This is a genomic window from Candidatus Sarcina troglodytae (genome assembly GCF_015708635.1).
GTDB classification, from domain to species: Bacteria; Bacillota; Clostridia; order Clostridiales; family Clostridiaceae; genus Sarcina; species Sarcina ventriculi.
In genome coordinates, this window is the sequence record NZ_CP051754.1 from 1,154,171 (window position 1) to 1,175,923 (window position 21,753).

Consider the following 21,753-nt stretch of genomic DNA (forward strand, 5'->3'; position numbering starts at 1 on the left):
TTTAACTGGTTTAAATTATATCATAAGCATTTTATGTAATCCATTTTTCATTCTTTAGTGTAATTTATTCTTTCTTAGATGTTGCATCAATGAAAGAAATTTAGTATAATGAAACATATTAAGATATAAAGGAGGAAAACCAAATGCAATTTTTAAAATTATCTTATGAGTTAATAACAGATAAAAATATAACAGCTAATGAGTTTAGAATCTATACATACCTTCTAAGCCTTTATAATACTGAAAAAAAATTGTAGTTATCCTTCTTTAGAAGCAATTTCAAAAAATTTAGGAATATGCTTATCAACAGTTAAAAAATCAATAAAAAGACTTCAAGAACTTGGATATATAAAAATTGAAAAAAGAAAAGGACTTGCTGGAAACTTTAATATTTATAAGAATCTAAAACATATTGTAAATATAAATAAAAAAGCTATAAAAACAAAGGAAATAGTAAAAAAACTTAAAGATAAAGTGTCTTATAAAGATGAAAAAGTTAATGATGAAAATAAAGAAAATGATACTAATAATATAAGCAATGATAAAGATGCTAAAAGTGATGAGATAGAGAATAATCACAACAAAAATAATATAGACTCGCATATAAATGTGAGCCTTGCTAGAGCTGTTACAAACGTTGATAACAGTAACTTTGCTAAGAAAATTTTATCATTGGCTAATACAGAAATTGTTAGAGAAACTATTAAAATTTTTAAAAAGAAAAGGGGTAAAACCCCTACTTTCTTAATTAGTCTTATGATAGATGAATATTGTAGAAGAGGAAGTAACTTTCCTATAGGGATGTCTAATTTATTAAAAAGTACTCTAGAAATATATTTACCTAAAAATTATACATAAAATATGAATAATTAAGGAATTACTTAGGAATAATAATATATATTTTCTAATAAGGTGGTACTTATGATGGGGTTATATGGTAACTCAATTTTTATGAAGACAATATTTACTATTGAATTAATATTATTTATTCCATTTTTAATATTACAAATATTAATAGTATTAAAAAAGAAGAAAAATTATAATATAAAAAAGTTAAGAAATAAATATTTTCATACTATAATTATATTACATATTAAATTTTTTCATTTTTTGTTTACAGTGTGTAAAAAAATATTTATATCTTTTGTAATAAACACCAAGCCTACTATTAATAATTCTGCTATTATTAACCATAATAAAATTAATTATGATAATTTTTGCAATGCAATTAAAAGGCAACATCCCGATGAATTTGAATTATTTACTGCTAATTTATACAAAGGTTTAGGTTATAAAGTAGAAGTAATGCCAAAGGGGCCAGATGGAGGTAAAGATGTTATACTAGAAGATAGCAATGGTAAAGTGTATATTGAGTGTAAGCATTATGGTACATCCACAGTAGGTAGAGAAATTTGTCAAAAATTAGTTGGAGCAGCTACTGCTGATGGTATTACTAGAATGAAAGTCTTTACGTGTGGAAAAATACATACTAATGCTACAAAATACGCAGAAAAATTTAAAAATAATGAAAATATTGATTTTGAAATTATTGATATAGATAAAATGTATCAATTGTATATTATGTCTAAAACATCTAATGACCAATTATATATAAACACATACTTTACTAAATAAAAATATGAATATGACTTACATGTAAGTTATATTCATATTTTTGTAATTTTAAAATTCATCAAATAATTTATGGGGATTTAATGGATTAAAAGATATTATAAATATTATTGATTTTAGCAAAAAACAAATTATAGATGTAATATATAGATGCAATAGATGTAGATTATAATTTTTTAGATTCACTTTCACCTAAATTACCAAAGCACTTCTTAAATGCAACATTTACAACATTTTGTAATCACTTAAAACTTTCTAGTGATATGTCTTCTAAACTTTTGGAACTCATTCTTTCAAATTATACCATTTAAAAATATTATATATATTCTCAATTTAATATATAAACATATGTACGCATAATAAATCATTTAGATTATAAACAGTATATTTAATCTTATCTTTGATAAACCTAAATTAAAGAGGTGATTTTTATGTTTGTTCCTCAAAGGATTTTATTTGAGAAAAATGTTATGGGATATGATATTGCACAAAATATTTATAATGAATTTAAAGATAACAAAAAAATTGAAATAATTGATTTAAGTTCTAATAGAATTAAGCAACATATACCAGGAGATAATATATATGATTTTTATAGAAATGGTAAAAACACTTTAGTTGTTGGAACTCAAAAAGCAAGTAAATTTCAAACTTGTAAGCCATCAGCCCATTATCAATTACCTTTATTATCTGGATGTATAGGGCATTGTCAATATTGCTATTTGAATACTAATTTAAGTGATAAGCCTTATGTTAAAATTAATGTAAACATAGATGATATTTTAAGCAAAGCTCAAGGATACATTGATGAAAGAATTCCAGCCTCAACTATTTTTGAAGGTTCCAGTACATCTGATCCTCTTCCTGTTGAACCTTATAGTAATCTTTTAAAAAAATCTATTAAGTTTTTTGCAAATAGTGATCATGGGCGTTTTAGATTTGTTACAAAATTTGCAGATATAGATAGTTTGCTTAATATTGAGCACAATGATAAAACTGAAATTAGATTCACTATAAATACTCAAAAAGTTAGAGATAATTTTGAAGTAAGAACTGCTAATATAAATGATAGGATAGATGCTAGTATTAAAGCTATAAAATCAGATTACCCAGTTGGGTTTATTATTGCTCCTGTATTTATTTATGATGGCTGGAAAGATGAATATAAGCAAATTTTACTTGATTTAAAAAATAAATTACCTAGTGATTTGAAACATCCTTTAACGTTTGAGGTAATATCTCATAGATATACAATGAGAGCTAAGAATATTATAAATCAAATATTTCCTGATAATACTTTACCAATGACTGAAGAGGAAAGAACTTTTAAATATGGGCAATTTGGATATGGTAAATACGTTTATCCTAAAGAAGAGCTTAATAATTTAAAAGAGTTCTTTAAGACTACTATTGAAGAGATATTTCCTAATGGAAAAATTAAATACATTATCTGATTCCAACTAAAAAAGAGCTTTATATAAAGCTCTTTTTTTAATTACATATGTATTATAACATTTCATGAATAAGGTCAGCAGCTTTTTTATATCCACCACAACTTTTTAAAGATTCACCTATTTTTTCAGCATTTTCCTTAAAAGATTTGTTAGATAATATTTGATTTACTGCATTTTCTATATCTTTTGGAGTTGCACTTCCTATTAATGGTATTCCAGCCCCAAGCTCTGCCACTCTTCTTGCAACTAAAGGTTGGTCTCCGAATTGAGGAACAACAATTAAAGGAACTCCATTATATAATCCTTCACTTGAGCTATTCATGCCACCATGAGTTATAAAAAGATCAACTTTCTTTAAAAGTTTAAGTTGTGGAACATAGTTAAATACTTTAAAGTTTTTAGGAATAGTTCCTAAATCCTCTATGTTAATTCTATTACCAATTGACATCACAACCATTATATCGTCTCTAGAACCTAAAGCCTCGAAACAATTTTTATAAAAATCTAAATTTGCATTTGCAACTGTTCCAAGAGAAGCATAAATTACCTTTTTGTTATCCATATCCTCTATTTTAAAATCTTCAAGTTCATGTCTATTTGCTACTGATGGGCCAACAAATTTAAATGTTTCATCAAACTCATCTGCATAAGGTTGATAATATTTTGATGTAAATACAACTTTTAAATCTGCTCTATCCTTATTAATAACATGGAAGATAGGATTACTTGTTGGATCTATTCTCATTTCTATTAAATCATCCTTAAGTTCTTTAAAAGCATCTATTATACTAACATCTGAATGAAAGTTATTAAATAAATCTGCTATTAATTGATTATTTAAAGCAAATGTTGTTATGCTTCCAATAACTTTTTTCACATTAAACTTTTCTATAATACGAGTATCTACATATACAAAGTTATCAACAACTAGATAATCAAATTCACCTGTTTGTTGCATAGCTGTATCTATTGTCAATTTGTTTATTTTGATAAACTTTTTAGCCATGCTTACAGGGTTATCATTTCCTTCTGTGCTATTAAAACTTAAAACAGTATCTCCAGAATATCCAATAAATTTTGCTCCAACTTTTTCAAGCTTGTCTCTAAATATATCTGCAGTGATATAAACTATTTCATCACCTTTTTTTATTAGCTCTTCAACTAAACCAATGGTAGGGTTTACATGTCCATGCCCTGGTATAATTAAAAATAATCCTCTTGCCATATTAATCACTCCTTTTTTAAAAAATGTATATATTAAGTATACTATAAAAAAATAATTCTTACTATAAAGAGGTTACTTTTTTTAATAAAGCTTTACTTTTGTATAAAAAATAATTTAAATTTTAACATTTTGTGAATTTTTAATATTATACAAGAAAAAATACTAAAGATATCGTTCCCAACTCTCTCTAAATCAAATTTTCATTTATAATATCTAGTATAAAAATTTAAAAATATATGTTATAACTAATATAAGTAAAAATTAAACCCTTTAGTATAAAATAATATGAAAATCAAAATATTTTAAAATGAAAATAATACATACATATTTTATATGATTTAAAGCAAATGAAAATGAAAGAAGGTAGATTATTATGGCAAAAGGTTTATTTTTAATTTTTCCAGCTCATGGACATATCAATCCAACTATAGGATTAGTTAGAGAATTAATAGATAAGGGTGATGAAATAACTTATATTTCTGCAAATGAATTTAAAGATAAAATAGAAAAAGTTGGGGCTACTTTTAAGGGGTATGATCAAGATTTTAGCATAAATCCAAACAATACAAACATACTTTGTTCTATGTTAGAACAAATAATGAATATGAACAAAGATATTGTTGGGCTTGCTTTAAAAGAAGAAACAAGCTATGATTATTTAGTTTGTGACCCTATAATATTTGCTGGTGAAAAACTAAAGAAAAAATTAAACATAAAGAAAACTATATCAACTCTTACAACATTTGCAATGTGTGATGAAATTGTTAAATACTTTGTTCAAGCAAAAAATGAAGAAGATAAACAAGAATTTTTAGCATTTTTTGAAAAAATGAAACCGGAAATGGCAAAATTAAAAGAAGATTATGGTATAGAACTTCCAAACTCTATGGAAGAAATTATTTTAGGATATAATGTTGATTTAAACTTAGCATTTACATCTAAATATTATCAACCATATACTAACAAATTTGATGATAAAAAATTTGCCTTTGTTGGACCTTCTATATTTGATAGAAAAGAATTAGAAAACTTTGAAATAGACAATCCAGATAATAAAAAGGTTGTATTTATATCTCTTGGAACTGTTGCCAATCAAAATTTAAAATTTTATAAAGATTGTTTAAAAGCTCTAGGTTCAAGGGATGATTTAATAGTTGTAATGTCTATTGGAAAAAGAATTGATATAAAAGAATTAGGAGATATACCTAGCAATTTTAGAATTTATAGTTATGTTCCACAACTTGAAGTTTTAAAACAAATAGATTTATTTATAACTCATGGTGGTATGAATAGTTCGAGTGAAGGATTATATAACGGACTTCCTTTAATTGTTGTTCCTCAATTTGCCGATCAATTTTTAATTGCGGAAAGAGTAACAGAACTTGGTGCAGGACTTCCATTGATTAATGACGTTAATCCATCATCAATAGAAAAAACAGTAAATGAAGTATTGTCAAATCCATCATATAGCGAAAACGCTAAAAAAATAGGTGAATCATTAAAAATGAGTGGTGGATATAAAAAAGCTGCTCAATGTATTCATGAGCTTTTAAATTAATTAATATTTGCTAAAAAGTGCTATATAAAAAAATATAGCACTTTTTAGTTTTTAATTAAAAACTATTTTAAGTATAGCTAAAACTAACCTCTTTTCTATATTTTTCATAAAATTTTCCCCTTTAAATTTAAAATAATAAAAATTTTTATTATGTTTAGTATAAATTATAATATTATCTTAAAATATTTAATATAATATCGAGGAATATTTATAAAAAATTAATATATTTAAGTTAATTTAAAAATTTTTACCATGTTTATATGGTCTTTCTTTATTTTTCTTCATTTTTTTGATTATTTCTTCTTCTATATTTATATTTAAACTTCCACATAAATCCCCAAGTCTTATAAATATATCAGCTAGTTCCTCTTTAAAGTTTTCCATATCATTTTTTCTAAGACCTTCAACTGCCTCTGCTACCTCACAGTTTATAAGCATAAGTCTTGTAGCTAAGGCATTATTTAAGAACATTTTATATTCATCAGAGTTAATTTCATATGTAGACTGTATAAGTTCAATATCTTCATAAAAACCTTTAGTTTTTGCATTTTTATGGGCTTCTTTACATAAAGTATCTATATTTAACTTATCTTTATTAGACATATATTTGTCCTCCTTCTATTTTAACTTAATTAAAACTTCAGGTAGCTAAAAATCTAGCTACCTGAAAATAAATTATGCTAATTCTCCAATTAAAGAGAATGATTGTGCTTTTACAATTTTAACTGAAACTAATTTTCCTATTAAATCTGTTGAACCGGCAAAGTTTACAAGTTTACCATTTCTACTTCTTCCTGTTAATTTAGCTTCATCATTTTTTGAAGGTCCTTCTACTAAAACTTCTAAAATTTTTCCTTCGCATTCTTTATTTTTCTTTGCAACTGATTTATTAACAGCCTCAACTAATCTATTAAACCTATCATGTTTAACATCATCTGGAATTTGATTATCCATTTTATCAGCTGGTGTATGATTTCTTCTTGAGTAGATAAAAGTAAATGCTGAATCATATTCTACTTCATTGACTAAATCTAAAGTATCTAAGAAATCTTCTTCTGTTTCTCCTGGAAATCCTATAATTATATCTGTTGTTATAGATACATTAGGAATATTTGATTTTATCTTTTTAACCATATCTAAATAATATTGTTTATTATAATGCCTATTCATTTCTTTTAATATTTTATCTGACCCACTTTGTACAGGAAGATGTATTTGTTCACAAAGCTTATCACATTCTTTTATAGCCATTATAACTTCATCTGTTAAATCTTTAGGATGAGATGTCATAAATCTTAATCTTTCTAAGCCTTCTATATTATTTATTCTTCTTAAAAGACCAGCAAAATTTATATCCTCTTCTAAGCCTTTACCATAAGAGTTAACATTTTGTCCCAAAAGAGTTATTTCCTTATATCCATTATTTACCAAATCTTTTATTTCTTTTTCAATGTCTTCAGGCTTTCTACTTCTTTCTCTTCCTCTAACATATGGAACTATACAATATGTACAGAAGTTATTACAGCCATACATTATAGTAACAAAGGCTTTTATAGCACTTTTTCTATCTATAGGAAGTCCTTCAACAATTCCTTCTTCTTTATTAATTATTTCCTTAACTTGAACTCCATCTTGAATCACTCTATTCAAATATTCTGGGAATTTGTAAGAATTATGGGTACCAAATATTATATCCACGAATGGGAAAGTTTTTAAGACTTTATCTGCCATACCCTCTTGTTGCATCATGCATCCGCAGATAGCTATTATTAAATCTGGATTCTTTTCTTTCATATTTTTCATTATTCCAAGATTTCCGAAAACCTTATTTTCGGCATTTTCTCTAACACAGCATGTGTTAAATATTATAATAGATGCCTCTTCTTTAATTTCAGTTTTCTTATATCCTATTCTTTTTAGCATACCAGATAATTTTTCAGAATCTTCTTCATTCATTTGGCAACCATAAGTTTGAATGAAGAAATATTTTTCTTTTATGTCTTTCATTATTTCCTCCTAATTTTAAAAACTATACATACGTATAAAATTAATTTATCATATTTACTTATTTTTTTCTATGATTATTTTGTATTAATTACTTTCCATATCTTATGTAAATGTTTTTTAAAAGTATTTATTATTTTTAAAATTAATATTTTAAAAATATTTACTATGTTAAATTTGTTTTATTGAGGGGAGTATTATTTTTTATTTAGGAAAAACTATTTATAAATAGGGAGTGTGATTTTTATGTATGATTTATTAGACGATTCAACAAGAAGAGGTCAAAAGGAAAAAAATAATAAGACAAGTAGATTTGATGAGAGAAATTATTATAAAAACAGTATTACAGCAAGTGTTTTAAACACAAAAACTTCTTATGTATCTACAGATTATTTATTATAAAATATTTTTTTATTGGCTTTAGATAAATAAATCTAAAGCCAATAAAATGTAAACTATAAAATTTCATAACTATCTATTTTTGAAATTTCTTTAAATCCAAATTTTTTATACATATTATAAGCTATTTCATTGCTTTCTTTAACTCTTATTGATATTTCTGATAAATTATTTTCACAAGCTAAATTTAAAATATAAGATAAAAGTTCTTTTCCATATCCTTTTCCTTGATATTTTTTTAATATTCCAAGATTGGCTATTGTATAGTTTCCGTCTAATATAAGCACTTGACCATAACCTATATCTTCTCCATTTAAAGTTATAAATTTTGCCATATCCTCAATAAAAAAATTTTTATTGTATTCGTATGCTATATCCCTTGGAGAAAGAGGAATTCTATCTGTTTCATAAAATACTTCATTTTGAATATCACATCTTAATCTGTCATCTTTTCCTTTAATAAATTGTCTAAAAGAAACATTATCATGTTTAAGAGGAAATTTTTTGTCTTTTAGATTAAGTGTCATTATAATATTAGCATCTTTTTTATAAAAGCCATAAGAAGTTAAATTATTCATATTATTATCCTTAACCTCATAAATAAACTTTAATGTATTTATATTATTCTTTTTAAAAATAGTTTCTTCTTTTTGATTTAATTTATCTATAAAATATATTTTATTTATATAACTTACATCAAAATCAAATCTATCTAATTGCCAAACCATTAAAAGTTTATTATTTATCTTAACTTTTACATACTTGTATTTAAAAAAATCAAAAGATATCTGTTCCTTGACTTTTGGGAATTTTTTTAATAAAAAATGCTCAAAAAAAGATATTTTACTTATTTCCATTTTAAGTCCTCCAAAATAATATACGTGTTACATATACTATCTTAAAGTTTTAATTTCTTTATAACTTCATCTAAAATCCATTGAGGAGTAGACGCACCTGCTGTTATTCCTATTTTTTTACCTTTAAACTTTAAAATATTATCTGTAAGTTCTTGCGCATTTTCTATATGAAATGAATTTTCGCAGTTAGCTTTACATATCTCATAAAGCTTTGTTGTATTAGAACTATTTTTTCCACCAACTACAATAACTACATCACAGTTCATTGAAATTTCAAAAGCACTTTTTTGTCTTATATCAGTAGCAGAACATATAGTATTAAAAGCAACTATTTGTTTGCTGTTTTTCACTACTTTTTCCATTATTGAATTCCAAGTTTTTTTCTTTTCAGTAGTTTGAGCAACTACGCAAATTTTAGATGGGATTTTATCTAATTCTTCTGCTCTGTTTACAACAATTGCCTCATCATTACACCATCCTGTAATTCCTATAACTTCTGGATGCGTCTTGTCTCCTATTATCATAATTTTATAACCTTTTTCATAATAATCCTTAACTTTAGAATGAATGCTCTTTACATAAGGACAGGTTAAATCGATTATCTTTAAATTCCTATTTTCTAGATTTTTTATAACACTTTCTTTAACGCCATGTGACCTAATTATTATTATGTCATCCTCATTTAATACGTCTATATTTTTTTCATCTATAGAAAATATATTATTTTTTTCTAAATACTTTACTGCATCGTTGTTATGAATCAGAGAACCTAAAGTGTAGATTCTTTTATTGGCATCTTTTTGAGCTTTTATTGCTTCATCAACAGCCCTTTTTACCCCATAGCAAAATCCAGCATTCTTTGCTATAACTATATTATCTATGTCAATTACCTTCTTTCAATATATTGTGAGATTTTATTTGCTACATCTTCTATTCCAAGACCAGTAGTATCTATTTCAATAGCATCTATCGCCTTTTTTAAAGGATCTACATCTCGATTAGTATCTAAATAATCTCTCTTTTTAATATCTTCTAATATTTCGTCATAAGAAACTTGTAATCCTTTTTTTAATAATTCATCATATCTTCTTGTAGCTCTTTCCTCTGCAGTTGCTGTCAAGAAAAATTTATATTTTGCATTTTTTAAAACAACTGTTCCAATATCACGCCCATCCATAATAACATCATACTTTTCAGCCATTTTTTGCATTTCTTTCACTAATTTTTTTCTGATTTCACTAATCGATGCAAAAGATGAAACATTCTTACTTATATTTGGCATAGTTAAATAATGTGAAACATTTTCTCCATCTAAAATAAGGTCGTCTCCTTCAAAATATATATCAGTATTTTGAATAAGAGTACAAATCTCATCTATATTGCTAGCACTTATATTATTTCTAAGAGCTTTTAATGTTACTGCTCTATACATAAATCCAGTATTTATATACATTAAATTAAATTTATTTGCTACAATTTTTGCTATTGTACTTTTTCCTGCTCCTGCTGGCCCATCTATTGCAATTGCTATTTTCATATTAAAATTCTCCCTTTTTTAAATCTCTTTTCCTGCTAAAAATCCTGTAGATAGTGCTATCTGTACATTGAATCCGCCGGTAAATGCATCAACATCTATAATTTCTCCTGCAAAAGATAAATTATTTATTACTCTTGATTTCATAGTTGATGGATCTATTTCACGTGTTGATATTCCTCCAGATGTAACTATTGCTTCCTTTAATGGTCTTAATCCATTAATGTTAAATTTCAACCCTTTTAAAAGCGATACCAAATGATTTCTTTCCTCTTTTGTTATAGAATGTACTTTTTTATTTTCATCAATTCCAGATTGCTTAATTATAATAGGAATAAGTTTCTTAGGAAGTAATTCATCTAAAGAATTTTTAAAATCTTTATTTAGATTTTTTTGGAAATCTTTTTGAATTCTTTTATCTAATTCTACTACATCTAATGCAGGTTTTAAATCTATATAAACATTAAATTCTTTATCATCTTTTATAAATCTGCTACCGCTTAAAACTAACGGCCCTGAAATTCCGTAATGAGTAAAAATCATTTCTCCAAATTCTTTATAAACTGGCTTTTTTGCATTTTTTTCTTTAATAGTTAACTCAACATTTTTAAGCGATAATCCTTGTAATTCCTTTACCCATTCCTCCTTAAGTTCTATGGGAACTAAAGATGGCTTAAGTTCTATTATACTATGTCCTATCTTTTCGCATAATTCATGACCAATTCCAGTAGATCCAGTAAGTGGATAAGACTTTCCGCCTGTGCATAATATAAAATGATCTCCCTCAATTTTTCTTCCATCTTCAAGTTTTACATATTTTATAGTATCATTTTCTGTATGCCATGATATTACCTTACAATTTAATTTAACATCTACATCTTTTTCTCTAAGTGCTTTAGAGAGTGCAAAAATTATATCTGATGACTTATCAGATTGAGGAAAAACCCTCATTCCACGCTCAACCTTTAGTTTAACTCCTAAATCTTCAAAAAAGTTTATAACATCATTGTTAGTATAAGTATATAATGCACTATATAAAAAGTGAGGATTTCCAGGTATATAATCAAAAAATTCGCTTATATCACGTCCATTTGTAACGTTACATCTTCCCTTACCTGTTATATATAATTTTTTTCCAAGCTTTTCGTTTCCTTCTAACAATACTACATCATGTGACATTTTAGCAGAACTAATAGCTGCCATCATTCCAGCAGGTCCCCCGCCTATTACTACTATTTTTTTCAAATACAATCACTCCTTTAAAACATTATAGGGGTACTGTTATAATACATACCCTTCTAAAGTTTTTTATAAATTAGTTATCTTTCTATGTTATTTTGATTATAGGAGTATATATCATAATTTTTCCAAAGTTCTTCTAATTCATAAAAAGTTGATGTTATCTTATCTTTTTCTCTAACTCCTACTGCCACTATTAAAGCATTTATAACACTAAGTGGAGCAACTAATGAATCTACAAATGAAGCCATATTACTTTGTGCTATTAATGCGTAATCTGCAACTGTAGCTAGAGGCGATACATTACTATCTGTTATAGCTACAACCTTTGCCTTTCTTTCCTTAGCAAATTCTAGTCCATTTATTGTTCTTAACGCATATCTTGGAAAGCCTATGCCAATAACTAAATCCCCTTCATCACAATTAATCATTTGTTCAAATATGTTACTTATATTATGAGCAACAACTCTTACATCTTTGATGATAAGTCGCAAATAAAATCCTAAAAATTCTGCAATAGCAGATGAACTTCTAAGTCCTACAATATATACTGTCTTTGCTTTAAATATTTCATCTATAACAGCATTAAAGTTTTCTAGATTTATTTTTTCTAATGTAGCTCTTAAATTCTCTATATCTGATTTTAAAACGCCCCTTAGAACATTTTCTTCACAAGCATAGTCATTAGAAAGTTCTAAACGCTGAACTGATGTTAATTTATTTTTTATAAGTTCTTGTAAAGCCTTTTGAAGCTTTGGATATCCACTAAATCCAAGTTCTATGGCAAATCTAACAACAGTAGATTCACTAACTCCAACACTCTCTCCTAATTTTGCAGCAGTCATAAATGCTGCCTTGTCATAATTTTTTAATATAAAATCAGCTATAAGCTTTTGTCCTTTACTTAATCTTGGAAATTTTATTTGAATTAATTTCATAAGATCCTGAGTTTGTTCTATCTCCATAATAAAAAAACCTTTCTTAACTTTAAAACCTTTATTTTTTCTCTATTATCACCAAAGATGGTGGATTATTTGTTCTATTTAAAAATTGCTGATAAATTACTCCAAACTTTTTCTTTGATAAATTTTCGCAATAAGATAAAACAGCTTTTTTTTCTTTTTTCCCCTCTTCATGTCCACTATAAAGTGCTATAATCATAAGACCATTTTCTTTTAAAAGATTTAGTCCACTTTCTAAACTTTTTAATGTAGATTCTTTCTTAGTTGTTATAGATTTATCGCTTCCAGGAAGATATCCTAAATTATATACTATACAATCAACGTTTTCTTTTATATACTTATCAAAATTTTCATGAGAATCTAATATTAAAGAAACATTCTCAATATTTTTCTCTTTATAATTTAAAATAGCTTCCTTTTGAACATCAAAGGCATAAACCTTGTTAAAAATTTTTGATAAAAAATCAGTATCATAACCATTCCCTAAGGTTGCATCTATTGCAATTAACTTTTTTTCTATAAAGTCATTTATTATATTCTGATAAATTGTTGAAATATCTCCTACATATTTAAACATATATACACTTAAAGAGAATTTATATAGTTAAGTTCTTCTAAACTTAATTCTCTCCATTTTCCTTTTTCTAGATTTCCAAGCTTTAAATTACCGATAGCTACTCTCTTTAAAGCTATTACGTCATGCCCAAGCTTTGAACACATTTTTCTTATCTGTCTATTTTTCCCCTCATGAATTATAACACAAACTTCAGACGAATCCTTAAACTTTCTTATAGTATTTATTTTAGCATCTGCAGTTATGTATCCACCAATATCTACACCAGATTCAAAGTGTTTAATTTCATCTGTTGTAAATATTCCTTTTACCTTAACTATATATTTTTTATTAAGTTTTACTCTAGGATGAATTATTTTATTATAGATATCACCGTCATTAGTTAAAAGTAAAAGTCCAGAGCTATCGTAATCAAGCCTTCCTATCGGATATATTCTTTCATTAACATCAATTAAATCCAAGACAGTTTTTCTTCCCTTTTCGTCACTATTAGTTGTTACATATCCTTGAGGTTTGTTAAGCATTATATATTTTTTAGTATCTTCTGGCTTTATAACCTTGCCATTAACCGTTACTTTATCTTTATTTGGGTCTATTTTACTCCCTAAAGTATAAACTATTTTTCCGTTTACAGATACTTTTCCATCAGTTATAATGCTTTCACACTTTCTTCTAGAGGCAATTCCACATCTTGCCATATATTTTTGCAACCTTTCCTCCAAAATACATCACTCCACATTTAAATTCATATATATTTTAATTAAAAAGATTTTATTTTTCAATACTTTTTGCATGATTTAGAAACAAAATTTTCATAACATTATATTAATAACAAAAAAATCAATGTAAGCAAGATACCACATTGATTTTTTGTTATTAATTACTATTTATATAATTTAATATATTGTCAAACAGAATATTTGCATAAGGTGCTGCAACAATTCCACCAAAATATTCACCACTTTTAGGGTGATCTATTACAATTATAAGAGATATATCTGGATTGTTTGAAGGTGCAAAACCAGCAAAAGATGAAACATATCCTGATTCTTCATCATATGTTCCAGTATTTTTATTAATTTTTTCTGCTGTACCGGTTTTTCCAGATATAGAATACCCCTCTATATATGCACTATTACTAGAGCCAACTTTAACGGTATTTTCTAACATAGTTTTTAATTTATTGATGGTATTTTCACTCACAGGAGCATCACTACTTGTAGCTTCAAAAGATTCAAGTGTAATTTTCTCACCCTTTGAATTTATATAAGATATATCTTTCATTACATGAGGTTGTATTAATTTACCACCATTAGCTATTGAATTTAATGCTTTCATATATTGCATAATATTTAAAGTGTTAGTTTGCCCAAAAGATATTGTGGCTAAATCAACTTGAGTCATATCCTCTGTTGATTTTGTTATTCCTTTTATTTCTCCAGGTAAATCTATACCCGATAATTCATTTAATCCAAATTTTTCGATATATTCATTAAAAGTATTTTTTCCTAATTTAGATGCTATCTCCATAAAAACAACGTTACAAGAGCTTTCTAATGCCTCATCAAGCGTTATTAATCCATGTCCACCTTCTTCAGGCCCTTTCCAACATTTTATGGTAGTATTGTCAATTGTTAATGAGCCTGAGCAATAATATTTTTCATTATTTCCCGCAATATTTTCTTCTAATGCAATAGCTGAAGTTATAACCTTAAATATAGATCCAGGTTCGATAGTCTTTGCAATAGCACTATTTTTCCACATATTTTGCAATTTATCATTATCTGTTTCTCCTGCAAAATTAGAATAATTATTAAATGAATCGTTAGGATTAAAATCGGGTTTATTTACCATAGCTAATACTTCTCCGTTATTGGGATTCATAACAACTATTGTTACAGAATCAGGATTTTGTTCTTTATAAGCTTTTTTAGCTACTTCTTCTGCAAAAAATTGAATTTTTTCATCAATAGTTAAAGTAACATCTTTTCCATTTACAGCCTCTGTATGTTGTGATTCCGAATAAGCTAATTGCCCTCCATAAGCATTAGTTTCCTGTATTGATATTCCAGGGACACCTGTTAAGACTTTTTCATAATATGATTCTATACCGTTAATACCATTTCCATCAGAATTTATGTTGCCTAATAAATGAGAAGCAAAATTATTGTTAGGATAATATCTTTTTGTATTTGTCGTTACAGTAATTCCATCTATACCTAAATCTTTTATTTTAGTTGCTTGCTCTTTTTCAGCATTTTTTGATAGTACAATTAAATTATTATTTGAATTATTTAACTTATTTAGTACAGACTCTTGTGTTAAATCTAATATTTCAGATATTGATTTTGCTATATTTTCTAGGGATGTATTATTATTTTTTGCATATTCTTTTATTAAATTTAAATTTAAATCTATTTTATACAGATTAGTATTTAGAACAAGAATTTCCCCGTTTCTATCTAATATATTTCCCCGACTCTCATCAATACTTTTTTCGCTTGTCCATTGTTCCAAAGCCATACTTGCATATTCTTTTCCATTTATAATAGTTATATAGCTTATTCTCAAAACTAAAATAAATAATAAAGTAATAAAAAATATTATAATATTTTTTATTCTTTTTTTATTAATATTTTTGCTCGAATTCATATTTTTTCTCCTAAATAAATACAATTTATGAATATTATAACATTTAATAATCATATTGTATACTTTAAAGTAAATTATTTTAGTTTAAAAATATTTTATAAACAAATAAAGGCTATATAGGATATAAGAATATTATTTTTTAATATTAATTAATATAGCAATTATTAAATTAGGAGCTATATGGATTATTTAAATAGATTATTTATAATAATACTTATTTTGTACAAAGATAGCGGTTATGAAGATAGCTTAATGTTGACTTTGTTATCTTTAAAATTATTGAATCAACAAAAATTATATTCTAGTAAATTTTATAAAATAAATAGAATTTATAAAAAAGATAAAGATGGCCATATAAAAAAGATAAAAGATACCTATAATAAAAAAATATATATTCAGAAAATTAAAAATAACCATAAATCAAGAATAAATACTTCTCTAGAAAAGGCAATGGCATTATATAAAGAACAGTTTAAGAAAAAGAGTGTTAAAAAAACTTCTAATCTATTGATTTCAACTTTAAAACAAAATACAAAAAGCAATTATGTAATAGCTACTGATGATATTGTTAACAGAGAAAAAAATGAAAACAATAAAAAAATAATAAAAGCCCCTGTTCTTATATTAACTTTAAATATATTAGAAAGTTTTAAAGGTCAAATATATTTCTCAAATCCAATAAAATTTATAGACAATATAACTAATAAAATAATAATAAAAGATAAAATAGTTATAATGAGCTCAAATAACAAATTAACTATCTTTATAGAAGGATATTTAAAAACATGTATTGATTGTGTAGAAATGACTAATAATAAATTCTATAGTTATATAATAAATACTCCATTTTCATCAATTAAACATATAGATAAAGTTCATCATGAGTTAAATGAAAAAACTGATTATAATAAACTAAGCATAGAAATATCAAATTCTAAACAAGAAATCAAGAAAAAATTAATAAAAAATGGTAATGATTATGGATATGATGAATGCAATTTATTAATGAATATAACATTTACAGCAAATATATTTAAAAATGATTTAATAACCATATAAAAATTTTAAGTATATAAATAAAAGATTAAATGAGGAATGATTAATGAAAAAACTAAAGAGCAATAAAATTAACCTATTAATTGTATTTTGTATTATTACTATGTTTATTTTTATAAGTTATAACAGATATGTTTTAGCTACTATAAATAATGATGAAGAAATTTTATTTGTTTTAGAGGAATTTTTTACTAATAAAAATAATTGTATTTTGTCTAAAGATTTAGAAGGATTAGAATCTTTTTATAATTTAGATAATAAAATTTCTAGGTGGGCCTATGAAACTGAGGTACAAAAGATAAATTATTTAGATAATTGGTCTAGTAAACAAGGAATAAATTTTAATAATATTAAGTCAAATATAAAAATAAATAATGTTAAGAGTAAGGCAAATAATGTGTATAGTATAATATGTTCTATATCTACTGATGTTACATATAATTATCTAAATGATTCAACAGAAAATACTTTTGGTTTAGCATCTGTTCACTATTTAGATTTAAAAATAGAAAATGATAATTTAACAATATTAAAAGAATGGTATGCTGATCCATTAGTTGATTCATTAGATTTAAAAAAGATTAAAGCAGATAATATACAAGAATTTATTTTAGCTCAAAAATATCCTAATTTTATATTAAATGAGAGATTAGAAAAAGCAATGGATTATGCTCATTCCTATTGTGGTGTTTCATTAAATGGAAGTGATTTTAAATATAATTCTGATTATAAAGACTTTAATTCACAAGGGGGAGATTGTGCAAATTTTGCTTCGCAAATATTACATGAAGGTGGATTTAAGAAAAATAGCATTTGGAATTATTCAGCAGGCAGCGGAACAAAAGCATGGGTAAACGCTCAAGCTTTTAAAAATTATATGGTAAATAGCGGAAGAGGAAATTATATTTGCAAAGGAAAATATGAGAATATTTATAAAGATGCATTTAAACTTAGGCCTGGAGATTTTGTAGCTTATGAAGACAAGGGAAAAATAACTCATATATCAACTGTTACTGGGTTAGACTCTAAGGGTTATCCTTTAGTTACATGCCATAATGCAGATAGGTTATTAGTTCCATATGATTTGGGATGGAGTAATAGTAATATAGTGTTTCATTTAATACATGTAAATTATTAATTTTTAATTAATCGAGTAACAATATATTAATAAACTTATATAATAATATATATTATTTATAACAAATAGAGTTTTAGATATGTAATTAAAGCTTTATTTTTAGGAGGATATATGATTTTTAACGAATTAAGTTGTACTTCAGATGAACAGGTAGAAATAATTGACGTTATTTTAGAAGATGAAAATAATGATACCACTAAAATAGAAAATGAAGAAGATACTTTAGGAATTATATCTGGAAATGTATTAGTTAATATAAACAATAAAGATTATGAAAAAGACAATTATATACCTGTAGATGGTTTAGAAATTGAATTGTATAACTATAAAAATCTTAATGCTCCAATAGATAAAGTAAAACCAGATAATCAAGGTTTTTATGAATTTAAAAATTTAGATGTAGATGACTATATTTTAAAATTATATTTACCCAATAACTATGAGTTATTAGAAGAAAATGATAAAAACTTTATAAATAAACAACTTTTAATATCTAGAAAAATAAATAACCAAAATAACATAGATATACCTATAAAATTAAAGAAAACATTTAGCGTAAAAGGTGTAGTATTTTTAGATAAATCTCAATCAAGTACTTATGATAAAGGAAGTATTGGTATAAATGGAATAAAAATTTCACTTTTAGATGAAGAGGATAAATTAATTAAACAGACCACTACTAAAAAATTTTTAAGCATTGATGGTTTTTTTGACTTTAATAATTTAGATTCTAATGTATATAAAATAGTACTTAAAATAGAAGATGGGATAGCATTTACTCCTCCAAAATATGATATAGAATTTGGTTCAAAAGCTAGTAAAACATTTTCAGGAATAAAGTGTAAGGTAAGTGATCACGATTTAGATAATGCATATATTGGAGTTATTTCTTTGTCACAGCCACAATAAATAATTTTTTACATTAAGAAACCACCTATAAAATAGGTGGTTATAATTTCAAGGAATATTATTTTATTTTTATCATATAAATTATTAATTAATTTATATCAAATAATTATTAAATTTTATGACTGTTTATATTTTTAATATATTATGTTAACTACATTCTTTAATATAAATTAAAAGAGTATTTGTTTTATGGAGATAATATATGTATAGAAGTTTAATAAATGATTTTGTTAACAGTAATAATAAAATATATTCTGCAATAATGGATAGTGATGACTGCATTAAATTATACTTAGATGAAAATATACATTGTGCTGATGATTATGATTTATTTGTTAATGGTAAAATAGAGAAAAATGTTTTAAAAATTTCTCTAGATAATAATAGAGAAATTTTAATAAAAAAGTTACCTAAAAATATAAAACCAAGCGATTTATTAGAGGTTCGTAAAAAAAATTCTATAAATAAAATTAAAGTTTTTATGAGAGAATATCTTGATAAATTTAATTATGATGGAAATGACCTAGGAGTAAAATTTTTAAAAGATAGTATAAATTTAAAGATTTGGGCTCCTACTGCATATAAGGTTCAAGTAGCAGTATATAGAGATTGTTTTCAAAAACAAGATAAACCTAATTTTGTATATGATATGTCATTAGATGAGTATACGGGTGTTCATAGTATAAGCATAGAAAAAACTAAAAATAGATATAAATATTATTTATATAAACTATACTTTAAAGATTTAGATGATAATAATTTAATGACTACTAAATTTAATTATGCAATGGACCCTTATGCCATAGCTTCTGGAATTAATGGGGATAAAGGATTTTTAATAGATATAAATGATTCAAGACTTATACCAAAAGAATGGGTTTTAGATAAAAGACCTAACAATATATCATATATAGAAGATTCTATTTTGTATGAATTGCATATTCGTGATTTCACAATAGATAGTTCATCGGGTGTTAGTGAAAATATACGAGGAAAGTTTTTAGGAGCAGTAGAAGAAAATACCACTGTAAGCTATAATGGGATGCGAGCTAAAACTGGCATAGATCATTTAAAAGAACTAGGAATAACCCATGTTCATTTAATGCCAGTTTTTGATTTTGCAACTGTCGATGAATCTAAAAATGACAAATGTAGAAATTGGGGATATGATCCTAAAAATTTTAACATTCCTGAAGGCAGTTACTCCACTAATGCTTTTAACCCTACTGCAAGAATAAAAGAATTTAGAAGTATGGTTTCTAAATTTCATAAAAATAATATAAGAGTTATTATGGATATGGTTTATAATCACGTCTATGCTAAAGAAAATTTAAATAAAATAGTACCTGGTTATTATTTTAGAACAAATTCTATTGGGAAATTTACAAATGGCTCAGGGTGTGGAAATGAGTTAGCTACCGAAAGACCTATGGTTAGAAAACTAATAGTGGATTCTAATTTACATTGGATAAAAAACTATCATATTGATGGTTTACGCTTTGACCTTATGGAACTTATTGATTTAACTACTATGAAAGAAATTACTAAAAAAGTTCATGAAATAGATAACAGTATCATTATATACGGAGAGCCTTGGAAAGCAGAATGGTCACCATTAGTTACAGGAACTTATAAGGGATGTCAAAGAGGAAATAATTTTTCTATTTTTAATGATACATTTAGAGATGCTATACGTGGAAATAATAGCCCTTCTTGGGGATTTGTAAATGGAGATCAACATAATATGAATAAAGCTTGGAATGTAGTTGAGGGAATTAAAGGTTCAATAAATGGTCTTACAACTAATCCTAAAGAAAGTATAAACTATGTTGAAGCTCACGATAATTATACATTATGGGATCAAATAGAAAAATCATTAAATTCATCTTTGAAAATTGGCGAATTTAGAAAAAATATTTCTAAAAAACCTATAGATAATTATAACGTAAGACAATGTATGCTAGCAATTAGTATAATATTAACTTCCCAAGGAATTCCATTTTTACATGAAGGGTTTGAAATGCTTCGCACAAAACAAGGTGATCACAATAGTTATAAAAGCTCTGATGAAATAAATTCTATTAAATGGGTTGATAAAATAAAATTTATGGATGTTTTTAATTATTATAAAGGTTTAATAAAGCTTAGAAAAGAACATCCTGCATTTAGAATGAGAAATGCTTTAGATATACGTGGAAATCAACATGTGTATTTCCCTCAAAATAATGATAAAAGTGGAGTTATAATATCCCATATAAGAAACCATGCCAATAATGATTCATGGAGTAATATACTTATAATTTATAATTCTACAACTATTGATAACTATGATATAAATTCATTTGGTCCCCTATCTTACAGCGGAAAGTGGAATATGGTTGTAGATAGCTCTTCTTCTGGAGTAGATATTATAAAAAGTGTTGAAAATGGAAATATTCCTGCTATGAAATCACATTCTATGATGGTGTTGTATGAATAAGCATAAAATTTATGATATTTTCTTATTAATAAAAAAAGAAGACTAACACGTTACGTATTAGTCTTCTTTTTTTGATCCTAA

The 21,753-nt window shown here is 25.4% G+C and carries 20 protein-coding genes; 9 read left to right on the plus strand and 11 right to left on the minus strand.

Annotation, left to right across the window (positions count from 1 at the left end):
* The first annotated feature begins 474 nt into the window (after positions 1-474).
* From HH195_RS12565 to splB, 3 genes are all read left to right on the plus strand, one after another.
* On the plus strand, positions 475-858 hold the full coding sequence (locus HH195_RS12565; RefSeq protein WP_243278549.1) for a hypothetical protein: 384 nt from the start codon (positions 475-477) through the stop codon (positions 856-858).
* A gap of 93 nt (positions 859-951) precedes the next feature.
* Positions 952-1,635: a restriction endonuclease gene (locus tag HH195_RS05160; RefSeq protein ID WP_196371820.1), complete on the plus strand. Its 684-nt coding sequence runs from the start codon at positions 952-954 to the stop codon at positions 1,633-1,635.
* 428 nt (positions 1,636-2,063) lie between these two features.
* Positions 2,064-3,086, plus strand: coding sequence for a spore photoproduct lyase (gene splB, locus HH195_RS05165; RefSeq protein WP_196371821.1), 1,023 nt, complete (start codon positions 2,064-2,066; stop codon positions 3,084-3,086).
* A gap of 52 nt (positions 3,087-3,138) precedes the next feature.
* On the opposite strand, the gene HH195_RS05170 is transcribed toward splB, so the two are convergent.
* On the minus strand, positions 3,139-4,311 hold the full coding sequence (locus HH195_RS05170) for a macrolide family glycosyltransferase (RefSeq protein WP_058991763.1): 1,173 nt from the start codon (positions 4,309-4,311) through the stop codon (positions 3,139-3,141).
* Positions 4,312-4,684: 373 nt separating this feature from the next.
* On the opposite strand from HH195_RS05170, the gene HH195_RS05175 reads away from it, so the two are divergent.
* Entirely contained in the window at positions 4,685-5,869 is a 1,185-nt protein-coding gene (locus HH195_RS05175) for a macrolide family glycosyltransferase (RefSeq protein WP_196371822.1), read from the plus strand.
* A 237-nt stretch (positions 5,870-6,106) separates the two neighbouring features.
* Here HH195_RS05175 and HH195_RS05180 read toward each other — a convergent pair whose 3' ends face one another.
* Together HH195_RS05180 and miaB are read right to left on the minus strand one after the other, a co-directional pair.
* Entirely contained in the window at positions 6,107-6,472 is a 366-nt protein-coding gene (locus tag HH195_RS05180) for a MazG-like family protein (protein WP_058991767.1), read from the minus strand.
* 72 nt (positions 6,473-6,544) lie between these two features.
* On the minus strand, positions 6,545-7,876 hold the full coding sequence (miaB, locus tag HH195_RS05185) for a tRNA (N6-isopentenyl adenosine(37)-C2)-methylthiotransferase MiaB (RefSeq protein ID WP_196371823.1): 1,332 nt from the start codon (positions 7,874-7,876) through the stop codon (positions 6,545-6,547).
* A 243-nt stretch (positions 7,877-8,119) separates the two neighbouring features.
* Here miaB and HH195_RS05190 point away from each other — a divergent pair, with 243 nt between their 5' ends.
* Entirely contained in the window at positions 8,120-8,275 is a 156-nt protein-coding gene (locus tag HH195_RS05190) for a hypothetical protein (RefSeq protein WP_156304283.1), read from the plus strand.
* Positions 8,276-8,328: 53 nt separating this feature from the next.
* Here the strand turns inward: HH195_RS05190 and HH195_RS05195 are convergent, their stop codons facing one another.
* The 8 genes from HH195_RS05195 to HH195_RS05230 all read right to left on the minus strand — a co-directional run bounded on the left by HH195_RS05195 (position 8,329) and on the right by HH195_RS05230 (position 16,090).
* Positions 8,329-9,129, minus strand: coding sequence for a GNAT family N-acetyltransferase (locus HH195_RS05195; protein ID WP_196371824.1), 801 nt, complete (start codon positions 9,127-9,129; stop codon positions 8,329-8,331).
* A gap of 41 nt (positions 9,130-9,170) precedes the next feature.
* Positions 9,171-10,010 carry a 4-hydroxy-3-methylbut-2-enyl diphosphate reductase gene (locus tag HH195_RS05200; protein WP_196371902.1) on the minus strand — a complete coding sequence of 280 codons (840 nt, stop codon included), beginning with the start codon at positions 10,008-10,010 and terminating at the stop codon, positions 9,171-9,173.
* Between the two features lie 5 nt (positions 10,011-10,015).
* Positions 10,016-10,666: a (d)CMP kinase gene (cmk, locus tag HH195_RS05205; protein WP_196371825.1), complete on the minus strand. Its 651-nt coding sequence runs from the start codon at positions 10,664-10,666 to the stop codon at positions 10,016-10,018.
* A gap of 18 nt (positions 10,667-10,684) precedes the next feature.
* A complete protein-coding gene (locus tag HH195_RS05210; protein ID WP_196371826.1) occupies positions 10,685-11,908 on the minus strand; it encodes a BaiN/RdsA family NAD(P)/FAD-dependent oxidoreductase in 1,224 nt (407 codons plus the stop codon).
* A gap of 74 nt (positions 11,909-11,982) precedes the next feature.
* Positions 11,983-12,867 (minus strand): MurR/RpiR family transcriptional regulator, encoded by an 885-nt coding sequence (locus tag HH195_RS05215; RefSeq protein ID WP_196371827.1) that lies wholly within the window; start codon positions 12,865-12,867, stop codon positions 11,983-11,985.
* A 31-nt stretch (positions 12,868-12,898) separates the two neighbouring features.
* Entirely contained in the window at positions 12,899-13,441 is a 543-nt protein-coding gene (gene mnmM / locus HH195_RS05220) for a tRNA 5-(aminomethyl)-2-thiouridylate-methyltransferase MnmM (protein ID WP_058991775.1), read from the minus strand.
* 8 nt (positions 13,442-13,449) lie between these two features.
* The gene (locus tag HH195_RS05225) at positions 13,450-14,160 is read right to left on the minus strand and encodes a pseudouridine synthase (protein WP_196371828.1); all 711 of its coding nucleotides are present in this window, start codon (positions 14,158-14,160) and stop codon (positions 13,450-13,452) included.
* Positions 14,161-14,314: 154 nt separating this feature from the next.
* Complete coding sequence (locus HH195_RS05230) at positions 14,315-16,090, minus strand: penicillin-binding transpeptidase domain-containing protein (RefSeq protein WP_196371829.1); 1,776 nt, start codon at positions 16,088-16,090, stop codon at positions 14,315-14,317.
* A gap of 180 nt (positions 16,091-16,270) precedes the next feature.
* On the opposite strand from HH195_RS05230, the gene HH195_RS05235 reads away from it, so the two are divergent.
* The 4 genes from HH195_RS05235 (at position 16,271) to pulA (ending at position 21,672) form a co-directional block, all read left to right on the plus strand.
* Positions 16,271-17,149 carry a hypothetical protein gene (locus HH195_RS05235; protein WP_196371830.1) on the plus strand — a complete coding sequence of 293 codons (879 nt, stop codon included), beginning with the start codon at positions 16,271-16,273 and terminating at the stop codon, positions 17,147-17,149.
* Between the two features lie 43 nt (positions 17,150-17,192).
* Entirely contained in the window at positions 17,193-18,284 is a 1,092-nt protein-coding gene (locus HH195_RS05240) for an amidase domain-containing protein (RefSeq protein WP_196371831.1), read from the plus strand.
* Positions 18,285-18,395: 111 nt separating this feature from the next.
* Positions 18,396-19,193, plus strand: a complete 798-nt coding sequence (locus tag HH195_RS05245; RefSeq protein ID WP_196371832.1) for an SdrD B-like domain-containing protein — start codon at positions 18,396-18,398, stop codon at positions 19,191-19,193.
* A gap of 202 nt (positions 19,194-19,395) precedes the next feature.
* Entirely contained in the window at positions 19,396-21,672 is a 2,277-nt protein-coding gene (gene pulA / locus HH195_RS05250; protein ID WP_196371833.1) for a type I pullulanase, read from the plus strand.
* Positions 21,673-21,753 lie beyond the last annotated feature (81 nt).

Bases quoted from the DNA above. Each gene is read 5' to 3' on its own strand.
- HH195_RS05160 (WP_196371820.1), top strand. From the start codon at position 952: ATGAAGACAATATTTACTATTGAATTAATATTATTTATTCCATTTTTA.
- splB (WP_196371821.1), top strand. From the start codon at position 2,064: ATGTTTGTTCCTCAAAGGATTTTATTTGAGAAAAATGTTATGGGATAT.
- HH195_RS05170 (WP_058991763.1), bottom strand. From the start codon at position 4,311: ATGGCAAGAGGATTATTTTTAATTATACCAGGGCATGGACATGTAAAC.
- HH195_RS05175 (WP_196371822.1), top strand. From the start codon at position 4,685: ATGGCAAAAGGTTTATTTTTAATTTTTCCAGCTCATGGACATATCAAT.
- HH195_RS05180 (WP_058991767.1), bottom strand. From the start codon at position 6,472: ATGTCTAATAAAGATAAGTTAAATATAGATACTTTATGTAAAGAAGCC.
- miaB (WP_196371823.1), bottom strand. From the start codon at position 7,876: ATGAAAGACATAAAAGAAAAATATTTCTTCATTCAAACTTATGGTTGC.
- HH195_RS05190 (WP_156304283.1), top strand. From the start codon at position 8,120: ATGTATGATTTATTAGACGATTCAACAAGAAGAGGTCAAAAGGAAAAA.
- HH195_RS05195 (WP_196371824.1), bottom strand. From the start codon at position 9,129: ATGGAAATAAGTAAAATATCTTTTTTTGAGCATTTTTTATTAAAAAAA.
- cmk (WP_196371825.1), bottom strand. From the start codon at position 10,666: ATGAAAATAGCAATTGCAATAGATGGGCCAGCAGGAGCAGGAAAAAGT.
- HH195_RS05215 (WP_196371827.1), bottom strand. From the start codon at position 12,867: ATGGAGATAGAACAAACTCAGGATCTTATGAAATTAATTCAAATAAAA.
- mnmM (WP_058991775.1), bottom strand. From the start codon at position 13,441: ATGTTTAAATATGTAGGAGATATTTCAACAATTTATCAGAATATAATA.
- HH195_RS05230 (WP_196371829.1), bottom strand. From the start codon at position 16,090: ATGAATTCGAGCAAAAATATTAATAAAAAAAGAATAAAAAATATTATA.
- HH195_RS05235 (WP_196371830.1), top strand. From the start codon at position 16,271: ATGGATTATTTAAATAGATTATTTATAATAATACTTATTTTGTACAAA.
- HH195_RS05240 (WP_196371831.1), top strand. From the start codon at position 17,193: ATGAAAAAACTAAAGAGCAATAAAATTAACCTATTAATTGTATTTTGT.
- HH195_RS05245 (WP_196371832.1), top strand. From the start codon at position 18,396: ATGATTTTTAACGAATTAAGTTGTACTTCAGATGAACAGGTAGAAATA.
- pulA (WP_196371833.1), top strand. From the start codon at position 19,396: ATGTATAGAAGTTTAATAAATGATTTTGTTAACAGTAATAATAAAATA.